The sequence below is a fragment of the Gilliamella sp. CG25 genome, from assembly GCF_046635705.1.
GTDB classification, from domain to species: Bacteria; Pseudomonadota; Gammaproteobacteria; order Enterobacterales; family Orbaceae; genus Gilliamella; species Gilliamella apicola_I.
The window spans coordinates 100,541-113,880 of sequence record NZ_JBIDFJ010000003.1; the positions used below are offsets into that span (position 1 = coordinate 100,541).

A 13,340-nucleotide genomic window follows, 5' to 3' on the forward strand; every position below is an offset into this window, starting at 1 on the left:
ACACGTTATTTTTTTGATGATTTAAGTATTTTTCATTATCCATTCAAGTTTGCTAATTAACTGAATAACAATACAATATTATTTTCAAGTTATTATTACTCCCCTTACCCTTTCTTTCACTTCCTTTCAAATGAAAAGGTTTTCACGTTTTTACAACCAAAATCGGTTTTGTGACTCACCTATCATTTTTCGATCCTTTGCATATGTTTAAATTGAATAACAGAATGAAAGCAAAACAAGTAATTATGTTATGAATGATTTAATAATGAATACATTGCAACGTCGAGAAAAAATTATTTATTTACTTGGTAAAGAAAATACCGTTTCAGTCAATAAATTAAGTAAGCTTTTTAAAGTTTCAACTGTCACCATTCGTAATGATCTTCGCCATTTAGAACAAAAAGGTTGTGTATTGCGTTCCTATGGCGGTGCTATGCTAAATAAAGCTTTCGCTTTTGATAGACCTTTACAAGATAAAAGTCGTATTAACTCTACCATTAAAAATAAGATTGCCCAAAAAGCGGCAGAAATGGTTAAAGATGGTGATCGCATTATTCTCGATTCAGGGTCAACAACTGCAGCCATGGTGCCTTACCTGCGTGAAAAACAAAATCTCATTGTTTTTACCAATGCAATTAATATTGCCTATGATTTATCAATCAATACTGACATTGAAGTCATCATTGCTGGCGGTAATATTCGAAAAAAAGCCTTTTCTATTTCGGGACCAACCGTAGAACAACAACTTAAAATGTATCATTTTAATAAACTTTTTTTAGGTGTTGATGGCTTTGACCTTAGCGCAGGTATCACAACACCCAATTTTGGCGAAGCATCGGTTAATCGAGTCATGTGTCAAGTTTCAGGTCAAATCATTGCGATAACGGATTCAAGTAAATTTGGACGTAAAAGCTTTTGTATGATTGAAAAAATCAATCCTATTGAAACGCTGATTACAGATTCAAACATTCCAAAAGAATATTTAACGCAATTACACACATTAGGCATTAATGTGGTTATTGCCAATCTATAAACTTTTCTCTTTTTTTATTTTTATGACTTAACAAACAGGATCACAATTATGCAACAATACTTAAATTATTCGAAAGAGTGGTTAGAACAACACGGCGCAATTCATACAGCTAAAGAAATTTGTCAACAACCTAAAATTTGGCGTGATTTGCTTCAATTACTTTCCCAAAGACAACCTCAAATAGAAACCTTTCTAACCCCCTTACTGGCTGATCCGAATTTAGTTATTATCCTTACCGGTGCGGGATCTTCCGCTTTTGGCGGTGTCGCCCTTGCACCATGGCTAAGAGAACAGACTAAACGCAATGTTTTTGCTTATGGCACTACTGAAATTGTTGCTGATCCATTACAATATCTATCTGCCCATAAAAAAACATTAATTGTCTCGTTTGCTCGTTCTGGCAACAGCCCTGAAAGCGTTGCAACCGTAAAATTAGCCGATCAAATCGTTTCAGATTGCTATCACCTATTTTTAACCTGTAATCCCAATTGTGCATTAACCGATTATGCTAACCAAAAAAATAATGCTCAGCGTATATTTCAATTAGTCCTGCCAGAAGGAACGCATGATCTTGGGTTTGCGATGACATCGAGTATTAGTAGCATGATATTAGCCACACTGCTGCTTTTAGGCGGTATCGATACTCATGATGCAAATGATGCAGTCATGAAAATTGCCACTATTTGTGAGCAACAACTTTTAAATTGGCAAACCATCACAAAACAATTAGCCCAAAAAAATCATGAACGAGTAATTTATGTTGGTAGTAGTTGTTTCACTGGCACCGCTCAAGAAGCCGCATTAAAAATTTTAGAACTCACTGCCGGTAAAATTGCAACCCGATTTGATTCAATATTAGGTTTACGCCATGGCCCTAAATTTATGATTAATGAAAAAAGTTTAGTGGTATGTTTCTTTTCTAACGATGCTTATATCTACCAATACGATATCGATTTATTTAATGAGTTAGAACACGATCGTATCGCAACAGATGTACTTGCTTTGAGCGGTCAGCAGAGCACGCATAAACAAATATTGTCGGTTGATTGTCATCTTTCCGATTGTTGGTTGATTTTTCCTTACTTAGTTTTTGCTCAAATGTTAGCGTTTGAAAAATCACTGAGTGTTGGATTAACCCCTGACAATCCTTGTCCTACCGGTGAAGTGAATCGAGTTGTAAAAGGTGTGACCATTTATCCATTTCATCAAATTTAAGTCATCAATCCGATTAAACCTTTAAATAAAAGGATATAAAAAATATGAGTACTCCCAATATTCTTATGACACGTATTGATAACCGCTTAGTTCATGGTCAAGTCGGTGTGACTTGGGTGAATGCGCTTGGCGCTAATCTTTTATTAGTTGCCAATGACAGCGCTGCGCAAGATCCGGTACAACAAAATCTGATGGATATGGTTATTGCAGAAGGAATTCAAACGCGTTATTTCACCTTGCAAAAAACTATCGATATTATTGGCAAAGCCGCTGAACGTCAAAAAATCTTTATTGTTTGTAAAACACCACAAGATGTTCTAACTCTAGTTAAGGGTGGCGTACCCATTAAATTTGTCAATGTTGGTAATATGCACTTTTCTGAAGGGAAAAAACAGATCCATAAAACGGTATCCGTTGATGACAATGATATCGCTGCTTTTAAAGAGCTGGAAAAGTTAGGCGTCACTTGCGAAGTTCGCCGTGTACCGGACGAATCTGGCGAAAAAATAGCAGATTTACTCAATCTATCATCATAGCAAGAGGGGCAAATTATGTTAATGGATGCTTTATTGATAGGACTACTAGCCGGTATTGCTGGCGTAGACTTATTTGACGGACTTACGCATTTACACAGACCAATCGTAATTGGACCGTTAGTTGGGTTGATTTTGGGTGATGTAAAAACAGGTTTATATGTGGGTGGTTCATTAGAACTGGTCTGGATGGGCATGGTTCCACTCGCCGGCGCTCAACCTCCAAATGTTGTTATAGGCGGCGTGATTGGTACCAGTTTTGCAATTTTAACGCACACCGAGCCTAAAGTTGCCATTGGGATAGCGGTTCCCTTTGCCATAGCGGTACAAGGTTGTATTACCCTTTTATTTACATTCTATTCGCCAATGATGCACAAATGTGATCGCTATGTTGATCAGCTCAATTTTAAAGGTATTGAGTGGGTGAACTATCTGGGGATGATAATTCTATTTTGTTTCTATTTCATTGTCGCATTTTTACCTATCTATTTTGGTGCTGATGCAGCAACCGCGTTAGTTGAAAAATCACCTAAATGGTTATTAGATGGGCTTAGTGTCGCGGGCGGAATGATGCCAGCAATTGGTTTTGCAATGCTAATGAAGATTATGATGAAGAAAACGTATGTTGCTTACTTTATCTTAGGTTTTCTGGGGGTGACCTATCTTAATTTACCTATTTTAGCCATTGCATTAGGTGCTTTAGCCATTGCAATGATTGATTTCTGTAATTATAGCCGTGATAACAATAATAATGACAGTAACAAGTCTATAAGCGCAACTTCAGTGGAGGTAGAAGATGGAATTTAATGATGATCATGACCAAAAAATGGCAGATAAAGAAGAAAAACGTATGGCACAAGCACTCGCCACAAGTAAAGTTTCGGCAGATACGTTTACCGACCAAAGCCAAGATGTCACACTAACTAAAGGTGATATAAACCGAATGGCGTTTCGCTCATTGGCGTTGCAAGCATCATTTAATTACGAACGGATGCAAGCTGGCGGTTGGCTTTTTACCGTATTACCTGCATTGCGTAAAATTCATAAAAATAAGGATGATCTAAAAAATTCTATGCACATGCATATGGAATTTATCAATGTTCATCCTTTCGATGCGACCTTTTTATCTGGATTAGTCTTAGCCATGGAAAAAGGAAAAGAAAACATATCGACTATTCGGGCGGTAAAAGTTGCCTTAATGGGGCCATTAGGCGGAATCGGTGATGCGCTATTTTGGCTCACCTTATTACCAATCTGCGCAGGGATTGGCGCCTCATTAGCTTTAGAAGGAAGTCTGTTTGGTCCGATCATTTTCTTGTTAATGTTCAATTTAGTCCATTTCGGTCTACGTTTTGGACTTGCTCATTACGGTTATCATGCAGGAACCAGTGCGTTACCTTTATTAAAATCCCATACTAAGCGTATTTCACACGCAGCCTCCATTGTCGGTATGACCGTCATTGGTGCACTGGTTGCCTCTTACGTGCATTTTTCAACGCCGTTAGAAATTAATGCGGGTCAAGCGCATATTGCGTTACAAGCGGATGTGCTCGATAAACTTATGCCGAATTTGTTACCACTTGGATTTACATTAACTATTTATCACTTGATGAAACGTAACTTTTCACCCGTTAAATTAATTGGGTTAACGGTGATTATTGGTGTGGTCGGCAAATTAGTGGGAATTTTATAGAGGAAATTTATGTTAGGCGTAATATTAACAGGTCATGGTAGCTTTGCTACCGGACTTTTTGAAGCAGCAACACAAATCATTGGTGAACAAACACAATTTAATGCCGTTAATTTTCCTGATGGCATGAGTAGCGAACAATTAGCAGAACAGTTAAATACGGCATTAAAACAGTGTGATCGTGGTCAAGGTGTGATATGTTTGACAGATATTGTTGGTGGTTCGCCTTTTCGACTAGCCGCCATGTTGAGTTATCAATATAATAATATTGAAGTGATAAGTGGGACTAATCTGCCATTATTACTTGAAATATTATTACAGCGAGAGGATCTGGACTTAGCAACAATTCGTCAAGAAACCATTGAAAATGGGCAAAGAGCGATAACGAGCTTATGGCACGAGCACCAAAAAAAATCACCTAAAAATGAGGAGTGTTCTGATGGAATTTAAGCAAATCCACGCCAAACAAGTGTTAACACCGGTTGGCTGGCTTGATAATGTCATTGTCACCATTCAAAACGGAATCATCACGGATATCACACCGAGTGATAAACCGTGTCCTAATCAAATCAAACTATTACCGGCACTGATTGATACGCATATTCATGGTGTCATGGGCGCCGATACCATGGATGCGACCCATGAATCACTCAATACCATGAGCAATTTTTTAGCCCAACATGGGGTAGGTGCTTTTTTGGCAACGACGGTGACAGAAAGCCATGACAAAATCGAAGCCGCATTACGACAAGTTAAAAACAGCATTCAGCAAGGCGTAACAGGCGCAACTTTGTTAGGTTCTTATCTGGAAGGTCCTTTTTTTAATGCTATTCATAAAGGTGCCCACCCAGAAGCATTACTGCAAGCCCCCGATCGCGCTACAATTGAAAAATGGCTAACCTTAGCCGAAGGAACATTAAAGTGTATCGCTTTAGCGCCCGAGTATCCCAATGCTTTAGCCATTATCAAATGGTTACGTCATCAAAATATTCGGGTCATGATTGGGCATACCAATGCAGATTATCAAACAACAAAAGCTGCACTTTTAGCAGGCGCAAGTGGCGTAGTGCATTGCTATAATGGCATGTCAGGATTACATCATCGTAACCCAGGTGTAGTGGGTGCAGCTCTCAGCATAGATCATTGCCAAACCGAAATCATTGTTGATGGTCACCATGTACACCCTGCCGCAGTTGCAATTGCCCATAAGTGTTGTGGAGAAAATTTACTTTTAATCACCGATGCTATGCGCGCAACGGGTATGCCTAATGGTGACTATTATTTAGGTCAGTTGCGAGTGCATATGAAAGATAATGTTGTTCGCACCGATGATGGAAACTTGGCAGGTAGCACATTAACTCTTGATTGTGCAGTTAATAATTTGGCAAACTTTACTAATACTTCTTTTGATAAGGCTTGGCTACATGGTAGTTATTACCCAGCCAAAGCATTAGGCATAGACAACACATTGGGTAGCATTGCGCCAGATAAAATCGCTAATTTGGTTGTTCTTAATGAACAAAATCAATTGATTGCAACTTTAGTCAAAGGCAATATCGTTTATCAATCTAATCAATTCAACGAACAATATATCACTCACCCCAAACAAGTTTAATAAATATGGAAAATGCCTGAATAATAACTCATCATTAATAGCAATTGAGTTTTGATTTAAGCAAATTAGGAGATCAGATGAAAAAAATAATATCAAAGGGAATCATAGCATTAACAACTGTTTTATCTTTCAATGTACCAGCTATAGAAACAGTGAACGATTTTACATTAGAACAAGTTGTTGTTTTTAGTCGCCATGGTTTGCGAGCACCATTAGCTAGCCCTAATAGTACGTTGGGTAAAGTCACGCCCAATCAATGGCCGCAATGGGATACCCCAGCGAGTTATTTAACGACTCGTGGTGGGGCATTAGAAAGCTATTTTGGTCACTATTTCAGTGAATGGTTAGTCGATAACAAATTATTAAATCAAGATCGTTGTCCAAACGACCAAGATGTTTATATTTATACCAATAGTTTGCAACGCACAATTGCCACCGGACAGTTTTTTGCGGTTGGTGCTTTTCCGGGTTGTCTTGTGCCAATTATCCATAAAGAAAAGCTTGGCAGCATGGATCCGCTATTTTTTCCTGTCATTGATGATAATAGTTCAGCCTTTAAACAGGCCGCAATCAATTCAATTAACCAAACTGCCGATACCAAAGGCATTGAAGGGCTGAATGAAAAACTGGGTAAAGCGTATCAAGACATGTCGGCTATCCTAAATTACCCTAATTCAACCAATTGTATTACACATAAACAGTGTGATTTTGCACATTTACCCACCGAGCTTATTATTGAAAAAGGCAAGGAACCTGGCATAACAGGCGCACTTCGCACGGGAACATCCATTGCTGATGCTTTTATCTTACAATATTATGAAGGATCGCCTTTACATGATATTGCTTGGGGGCAAATAAAGGATAAACAACAATTCGAACAATTAGTTGCGATCAAAGAGCACTACAATAGCGTTTTATTTGGATCGCCCGTTGTGGCAAAACAAGTGTCAGCAAAATTAGTTAATTATATTAATCACGCTTTTTCAGAAAATGAAGTACATCCTAAATTTACGCTGTTAGTGGGACATGATTCCAATGTAGCCTCCCTACTTTCAACAATTAAAATTAAGCATTACACGTTACCAGAGCAGTTTGAAACCACCCCTATTGGTGGGAAAATTGTCTTTCAAAAATGGCGTAATAATCACAATGGCGAAGCATTGATGAAAATTGAATATTTTTATCAATCCACCGACCAGATCCGTGACTTAGTACAATTAAACCGTCAAAACCCACCTCATAAAGTCGTATTAGAAATGGAAAATTGTCCTATTAATGCTAATGGATTTTGTTCATTTTCAACGTTTAAACAAGTGCTGAATCATCTCATCCAATAGCATTAATTTTATCGCTCGTGTGCTTAAAAAGTCACTTAAGCACACTCTATCAAATCCTAAAACATAACGATGTATTTTGATGTTAGCCGTGGCTCACTCATTTCGTAAAAATAAAATGAGTTCACCATTATAACTATAAAATCACTTTTTAGTGACAATACATACCCCCCATTATTAACTGACAGTAAGTGACTGCCAGTGTAATAAATTAACGCTCATTTCAAGTTAATTACCCATACTTTTCTATTATAATTTTCCTGCACTTCCACAAATGCGAATTTTTTCTTCCACAATTTTCGCCATAGCTAATTTAGCTGGTTGCATATAATGTCTTGGATCGTTAGCATCAGGGTGATGATTAAAATCTAGCTTTAACGCATCTGAAAAAGCAATTTTTAATTCCGTTGCCACATTCACTTTACAAATGCCTAAGGAAATCGATTTTTTTACCATCACTTCAGGAATACCCGATGCGCCATGTAATACCAGTGGAATATCAACTTTATCGCGTATTTTAGCTAATCGTTCAAAATCAAGTTTAGGTTCACCTTTATAGAGCCCATGAGCTGAACCAATGGCAACAGCCAGCGAATCGATACCTGTGCGCTCGACATACGCTTTGGCGGCATCCGGATCTGTAAATGCACTCTCTTTATCTTCAACAATTAAATCATCTTCTTGCCCACCAAGCCTGCCTAATTCGGCTTCAACACTTGCATTATATTGATGACTAAATTCAACCATTTTTTTCACAATTTCAATATTTTCTTCATAGGGATGATGTGAAGCATCAATCATAATCGAGCGAATACCCGCTTCAATTTTTTCTTTAATATCACTGATGTTTTCGTGGTGATCCAAATGTAACGCAAAAGGAAAGCGCAGCATTTGTGCTGCGGTTTTGCAAATATTAATTAAGTAGGGTGTGCCTGCATATTGATAAGTTGACGGTGTTGCTGCGAGTATAACCGGTGATTCCATTTTTTTGGCTGTATCAACCACAACTTGAATGGTTTCCAGATTGTGTATATTAAACGCAGGTACGGCATATTTTTCACGTTGTGCTTTTTTTAACATCTCTTGACTAGAAATAAGATACATAAGTCACTCCTAATTAACCTTATATTTTTAGATAATTTTTGTAATTTTCACTTGTTGATAATAGTGGTCGTAATGACGCATATTCACAAACCCTGTCTGTGATTCCATGGCATTGAGCATTCCCATCGTCATAGCTCGAGCTAACATCACTTCAATCGATTCATTTTCATGCAAGCTGACTGCCAGCCCAGCTAAAGTAATATCTCCTGAACCCACCGGATTAATGACCTTAATTTGGGGAATTGAGGCTTGATAATATTGATGATGGCAACGCGCAAACGCTCCATTTTTCCCTAATGAGATAACAATAATCGGAATGTCACTTAATAACGGATGGTTGAGTGCTTGGATTAATGAATGGGTATCATCCGCATCAATCTTCATCTCAATGATTTGTTGTAATTCTTCTTTATTTGGCTTGATTAAATAAGGTTTGTGTTTTGAAATCAGTGTTGCATAGAGCATTTTGCCTGATGAATCTAACAACACCGGAATTTGACGTTTTTCAGCTTGTTCAATTAATTTAACATAAAAATCGATGGGAAAACCTTGAGGCAATGATCCCGATATTGTAATGATTTTGGCTTGCTCAAGCATGGTTTCATAATGGTTCAGAAATTGTTCAACATCATTACTGTCCAACTCTGGGCCTGACTCTAAAATTTCAGTTTGATTGCCTTCATGCAAAATAGCGATGCAGTTTCTTGACTCCTGTTTAGTTGTATAAAAGCAATAAGCAATGTTATCTTTGTCTAACTGCTTTTTAATGTATTCACCAGTTGTTCCACCAATAATGCCAGAGGCTAAAACAGGTATACCAGAAAATTTTATACCTCGGGTCACGTTAAGCCCTTTACCACCAGCTGTCTTTTTTACATTCGATACCCGATTAATATCATCAATAATTAATTTATTTAAGGGGTATGCGATATCCACTGAAGGATTCATTGTAATCGTTAATATCATATTCTCACCTACATGTTAATGCTTTGTGAGAAATAACCATTGAGCAACCGTAATCTTTAAACTAACACCTATTTTCAACTGGTTAAAAAAGACTTAAACCGTATTGATGAAAATAGCATTTTTCGATCCACTCAATTGTCTTAAAAAAGTACACCATGACCAGAAAAATATCTTAAACCGCTATTAAATTGACGCCTTGCTGCTCAAATTCTTGTCGACACCTATCATTAATACCCGAATCCGTTATGATAGTGTCTAATTTATTGAGCGGTAACACGATGTTGATTCCATTGCGTCCAAATTTAGATGAATCTAAAACTGCGACGACTTTTTTAGCGGCATTTGCCATAATACTACTAATGGTGTAACCTTCATTAAACGTTGTTATTCCTCGTTTTGCATCGATTCCATCTGCGCCGACAAATAAAATATCAGCAGAGATACCGTCTAACGATTGCTCAGCAATTTTTCCATGAAAAGAGCGCGTCTTGTGTCTGAGTGTTCCACCACATATAAATAACATAATGTCACTATTGTCGGAGAGAATAAAAGCAGAGGTAAGACTATTGGTAATGACAGTGATATGCTTTAATTTAACCAGTTCTTCAGCTATCAACATCGTGGTGCTACCACTATCTAAAATAATAATATCGCCTTCTTTAACATGTTTAACTGCTTCAATTGCAATGCGTTTTTTAGCTTCAATAAATCGCTGATAACGTTCTTCTAATTGCAATTCTTTAAATGATTTGATGTCATCATTGTCAATAATTTTGGTTGCACCACCATGAAATCGGCTTAGCACGCCTTGTTTTTCTAATAATCTAAGGTCTGTTCTAATGGTCACTTCAGAAACACCATACTGTTCTGACAGATCACTGACCAATACCGTACCTTTCATATTAAGAATATCTATAATTTGTTGGCGTCTTTCACTTGCGTTCATAATATTTCCTTTTTCGAAATCTTTTCAGCAGTGTATAACAAACAAAATCAAAAGATAAGTTTTCATTTTCAATGATTGACGTTAATCAATAGTTAATTGCAGTTGAGCAATATTTTTCCATTCATGGCTCGCCCATTTAAACTGGTAACTTGCTCAATAAACGAATCAAAATCACCGATACCGGCAACCAGTTCATCCAGTTTTATTTTTCCTTCTACAAAAAATTGGCTTACCAGTTGCCACTCTTTGCCTGGCCATGGCGCAGAATAATTCATCCAACTACCTAAAATTTGTAGTTCTTTTCGTAGAATTAAACTAAATATTTTTTCTGAAAGCGTCAGATCATTATGTAAAGTGCCAACCAAACCAATTTGAGCTCGTGGGCCAGCAATCTCAATGGCGAGTTTAACGGTAATCGGTGATCCAGCCGTTTCTAATACCAACTGATCAAACCGATTGATTGATAATGCTTGATAAATTTCATCTGCTGTAAGGTCTTTTGAGTTATAGACCTGATCTGCGCCTAAGCGTTTAGCTAGCAGAAGGCGATCGTCATTAATATCAAGAACAGTTACCGTGTTGGCACCCATTGCTTTTGCGCATTGCATAGCAAGCAATCCAATTGTACCGCCGCCTACAATGACCACGTTTTTATCTTGGCAACCACCAGCTAATAAAATGGCATGCATTCCCACTGTCATTGGTTCGAAAAAAGCCCCTTGAAGTGGTGTAACGCCTTTTGGCAATTTAAAGGCATTTTTTTTATTTAATAAAATATACTCAGCAAATCCCCCCGTTATTCTTGAGCCAACAAAGGTATAGTGCTTACAAAGCGAGTAATAATGTTTTTTACACTCATCACAAGCAAAGCATGGCAATAAAGGGGCACATGAGATTAAATCACCTATTTCAAATTCGGTCACACCGCTACCTAATTCTGTCACAACACCACTAAATTCATGTCCCAGTGTAATAGGGTAAAAATGTGCGCCATGATGAAATATTCGAGGTATATCCGAGCCACACAATCCCGAATAAGCGACTTTAACTAAAATCTGATCCGGTGAGATTATTTTGGGTACTGGAATATCCTTTATAGATAACGTACCTCCTTCATTGACTAGAATCACTTTCATTTTATGTTCCTTTTTAAACAATCAATTTTGTTAATGCATGCTTTCACTGACATTTCAGTGAAAGCATAGAAATCAACTTCATTTCAATAATTTATTGCTTAGTGTTTATCGCCTCTATTTACTTAATTTTGCCCAGTTGTAACTTGATATTTTCGAGCCCGTTTCCATGTTAAAAATAGGCAGAAAAGATAGAAAATTCCAATAGTGATAAATCCAATAGGTTGTTTCAAATTGACTAGTTGAACCATGATATAAGTAATAGGCGATCCACCTTGATCCATAGCACCGACTGAAATACCGGTATCGGAATTGATCGTACCTGCATTGAGGGCTAATTGGGTCGTAAGCGGAATCATTTGTGTAGCAATCCATAACGTGATAGCAATGATGATGGAACCGGAAAGAATAATTCTAAATAGATTACCTTGGTGAATCGCTACCCCCATCGCAATGAAGAAGCCAATCGTTGCTAAATCCCCAAAGGGTAAGACCTCATTACCTGGTAATATAATGGCGATAAAAATACTTAAAGGAATAAAAATTAAACTAGCCGAAACAACGGTTGAATGTCCTAATAGTAGAGCAGGATCTAAACCAATAAGAAAATCTTGCCCACCAAATTTAGATTGTAAATGTTTACGTGCCTGTTTAGATATTGGTGTTAAGCCATCCATAATCGGTTTAATTACGCGTGGCATCAATAACATTACTGCGGCTGTTTGAATAGCAAGTTGTAATGTCTCTTTAACGCCATATCCGGCTAATATTCCCAACAAGATCCCCATAAATAATCCAACAGTGACCGGTTCGCCAAACGCGCCAAATCTTTTTTGCATGTCAACGGCGTTAAAGTTAATCTTATTAATAACAGGTATTTTCTCAATCACCGCATCAACAAATACCGCAATTGGTCCACAATAAGCAGATGTGCCATGCGGAACAGCAATGCCTTCAAGTTCAAAAAACTCTTTAGTATCTTTGGCAAACCAATCCCCTAGCTTATAAGCAATAATGGCATGGACAATCACACCTGCGATACCTAACCAGTAGGATCCAGATGCGATATAAACCAGTGCACCAGTAAAGGTCATATGCCAAATATTCCAAATATCAACATTAACAACTCGAGTGAGTTTAGAAACCAACATCACAATATTGACGGCTATAGCAATGGGAATTGCAACTAAAGCAATTTGTGATGCCCATGTCATCGGCGCAGCGCCGGGCCAACCAACATCAATAACATTCAAACTGATATCAAATCTTTCTGCCATGGCTTTTGCTGCTGGTCCAACTGAACTTGTGAGCAACCCCACAACCAAACCGATTCCAACAAAACCGATGCCGATATGAATACCAGCTTTTAAGGCATCACCCACTTTCATTCTTAACACTAATGAAAAGAGAATAATCACAATCGGCAACATGACTGAAGGGCCAAGATCCAAAATGTACTGCATAATTTCGGTAAACATATACTTATCCTTTTAGAATCGACAATATTTTATCTTTTAGCTGATCAATCCCTACCCCCGAAACAAAAGGCATACCGTGTACAATCGGGATATCACCAAAAGTTTGATCCATTCTGGCTGTAGTACAGATCAAATCGACATCATCAATAAAAGTATTAATTTCATTAATACGACACTGAACAAGATCTAACTTAATATTATTTTCTTTGCAGAGTTCTTTTATCTCTTCTGCAGCCAAAGTTGATGTTGCAACTGCACCACCACACGCAACAATAATCTTTTTTTTCATAATG

The 13,340-nt window shown here is 37.6% G+C and carries 14 protein-coding genes; 8 read left to right on the forward strand and 6 right to left on the reverse strand.

Features of this window, described 5'->3' with window-relative positions:
* Nucleotides 1-262: 262 nt before the first annotated feature.
* From agaR to agp, 8 genes are all read left to right on the forward strand, one after another.
* Nucleotides 263-1,033 (forward strand): transcriptional repressor AgaR, encoded by a 771-nt coding sequence (gene agaR / locus ACGH6P_RS03345; RefSeq protein WP_363317347.1) that lies wholly within the window; start codon nucleotides 263-265, stop codon nucleotides 1,031-1,033.
* A gap of 48 nt (nucleotides 1,034-1,081) precedes the next feature.
* Nucleotides 1,082-2,248 carry an SIS domain-containing protein gene (locus ACGH6P_RS03350; RefSeq protein ID WP_411596733.1) on the forward strand — a complete coding sequence of 389 codons (1,167 nt, stop codon included), beginning with the start codon at nucleotides 1,082-1,084 and terminating at the stop codon, nucleotides 2,246-2,248.
* Nucleotides 2,249-2,292: 44 nt separating this feature from the next.
* Complete coding sequence (gene agaV / locus ACGH6P_RS03355; protein WP_220216365.1) at nucleotides 2,293-2,784, forward strand: PTS N-acetylgalactosamine transporter subunit IIB; 492 nt, start codon at nucleotides 2,293-2,295, stop codon at nucleotides 2,782-2,784.
* Nucleotides 2,785-2,799: 15 nt separating this feature from the next.
* Nucleotides 2,800-3,588, forward strand: a complete 789-nt coding sequence (gene agaW / locus ACGH6P_RS03360) for a PTS N-acetylgalactosamine transporter subunit IIC (protein WP_411596734.1) — start codon at nucleotides 2,800-2,802, stop codon at nucleotides 3,586-3,588.
* Complete coding sequence (locus ACGH6P_RS03365; RefSeq protein ID WP_411596735.1) at nucleotides 3,578-4,474, forward strand: PTS system mannose/fructose/sorbose family transporter subunit IID; 897 nt, start codon at nucleotides 3,578-3,580, stop codon at nucleotides 4,472-4,474. Before agaW ends, ACGH6P_RS03365 begins: the two co-directional genes overlap by 11 nt.
* Nucleotides 4,475-4,483: 9 nt before the next feature.
* Nucleotides 4,484-4,921: a PTS galactosamine/N-acetylgalactosamine transporter subunit IIA gene (gene agaF, locus ACGH6P_RS03370; RefSeq protein WP_220216362.1), complete on the forward strand. Its 438-nt coding sequence runs from the start codon at nucleotides 4,484-4,486 to the stop codon at nucleotides 4,919-4,921.
* A complete protein-coding gene (gene nagA / locus ACGH6P_RS03375) occupies nucleotides 4,911-6,086 on the forward strand; it encodes an N-acetylglucosamine-6-phosphate deacetylase (RefSeq protein ID WP_411596736.1) in 1,176 nt (391 codons plus the stop codon). Before agaF ends, nagA begins: the two co-directional genes overlap by 11 nt.
* A gap of 77 nt (nucleotides 6,087-6,163) precedes the next feature.
* A complete protein-coding gene (gene agp / locus ACGH6P_RS03380) occupies nucleotides 6,164-7,423 on the forward strand; it encodes a bifunctional glucose-1-phosphatase/inositol phosphatase (protein ID WP_411596737.1) in 1,260 nt (419 codons plus the stop codon).
* Between the two features lie 246 nt (nucleotides 7,424-7,669).
* Here agp and ACGH6P_RS03385 read toward each other — a convergent pair whose 3' ends face one another.
* The 6 genes from ACGH6P_RS03385 to gatB all read right to left on the reverse strand — a co-directional run bounded on the left by ACGH6P_RS03385 (nucleotide 7,670) and on the right by gatB (nucleotide 13,336).
* Nucleotides 7,670-8,524: a tagatose bisphosphate family class II aldolase gene (locus ACGH6P_RS03385; RefSeq protein WP_220216359.1), complete on the reverse strand. Its 855-nt coding sequence runs from the start codon at nucleotides 8,522-8,524 to the stop codon at nucleotides 7,670-7,672.
* A 27-nt stretch (nucleotides 8,525-8,551) separates the two neighbouring features.
* Nucleotides 8,552-9,490 (reverse strand): hexose kinase, encoded by a 939-nt coding sequence (locus tag ACGH6P_RS03390; RefSeq protein WP_267358883.1) that lies wholly within the window; start codon nucleotides 9,488-9,490, stop codon nucleotides 8,552-8,554.
* 172 nt (nucleotides 9,491-9,662) lie between these two features.
* Nucleotides 9,663-10,436, reverse strand: a complete 774-nt coding sequence (locus tag ACGH6P_RS03395) for a DeoR/GlpR family DNA-binding transcription regulator (RefSeq protein WP_267350336.1) — start codon at nucleotides 10,434-10,436, stop codon at nucleotides 9,663-9,665.
* Nucleotides 10,437-10,528: 92 nt separating this feature from the next.
* Nucleotides 10,529-11,572, reverse strand: coding sequence for an alcohol dehydrogenase catalytic domain-containing protein (locus ACGH6P_RS03400; RefSeq protein ID WP_411596738.1), 1,044 nt, complete (start codon nucleotides 11,570-11,572; stop codon nucleotides 10,529-10,531).
* 122 nt (nucleotides 11,573-11,694) lie between these two features.
* The gene (locus ACGH6P_RS03405; protein WP_267350333.1) at nucleotides 11,695-13,047 is read right to left on the reverse strand and encodes a PTS galactitol transporter subunit IIC; all 1,353 of its coding nucleotides are present in this window, start codon (nucleotides 13,045-13,047) and stop codon (nucleotides 11,695-11,697) included.
* Nucleotides 13,048-13,051: 4 nt separating this feature from the next.
* Nucleotides 13,052-13,336 carry a PTS galactitol transporter subunit IIB gene (gene gatB, locus ACGH6P_RS03410; RefSeq protein WP_220216354.1) on the reverse strand — a complete coding sequence of 95 codons (285 nt, stop codon included), beginning with the start codon at nucleotides 13,334-13,336 and terminating at the stop codon, nucleotides 13,052-13,054.
* Nucleotides 13,337-13,340: the final 4 nt, after the last annotated feature.

Coding starts and splice junctions, on each gene's coding strand:
- ACGH6P_RS03350 (WP_411596733.1), top strand. CDS start 1,082: ATGCAACAATACTTAAATTATTCGAAAGAGTGGTTAGAACAACACGGC.
- agaV (WP_220216365.1), top strand. CDS start 2,293: ATGAGTACTCCCAATATTCTTATGACACGTATTGATAACCGCTTAGTT.
- agaW (WP_411596734.1), top strand. CDS start 2,800: ATGTTAATGGATGCTTTATTGATAGGACTACTAGCCGGTATTGCTGGC.
- ACGH6P_RS03365 (WP_411596735.1), top strand. CDS start 3,578: ATGGAATTTAATGATGATCATGACCAAAAAATGGCAGATAAAGAAGAA.
- agaF (WP_220216362.1), top strand. CDS start 4,484: ATGTTAGGCGTAATATTAACAGGTCATGGTAGCTTTGCTACCGGACTT.
- nagA (WP_411596736.1), top strand. CDS start 4,911: ATGGAATTTAAGCAAATCCACGCCAAACAAGTGTTAACACCGGTTGGC.
- agp (WP_411596737.1), top strand. CDS start 6,164: ATGAAAAAAATAATATCAAAGGGAATCATAGCATTAACAACTGTTTTA.
- ACGH6P_RS03385 (WP_220216359.1), bottom strand. CDS start 8,524: ATGTATCTTATTTCTAGTCAAGAGATGTTAAAAAAAGCACAACGTGAA.
- ACGH6P_RS03390 (WP_267358883.1), bottom strand. CDS start 9,490: ATGATATTAACGATTACAATGAATCCTTCAGTGGATATCGCATACCCC.
- ACGH6P_RS03395 (WP_267350336.1), bottom strand. CDS start 10,436: ATGAACGCAAGTGAAAGACGCCAACAAATTATAGATATTCTTAATATG.
- ACGH6P_RS03400 (WP_411596738.1), bottom strand. CDS start 11,572: ATGAAAGTGATTCTAGTCAATGAAGGAGGTACGTTATCTATAAAGGAT.
- ACGH6P_RS03405 (WP_267350333.1), bottom strand. CDS start 13,047: ATGTTTACCGAAATTATGCAGTACATTTTGGATCTTGGCCCTTCAGTC.
- gatB (WP_220216354.1), bottom strand. CDS start 13,336: ATGAAAAAAAAGATTATTGTTGCGTGTGGTGGTGCAGTTGCAACATCA.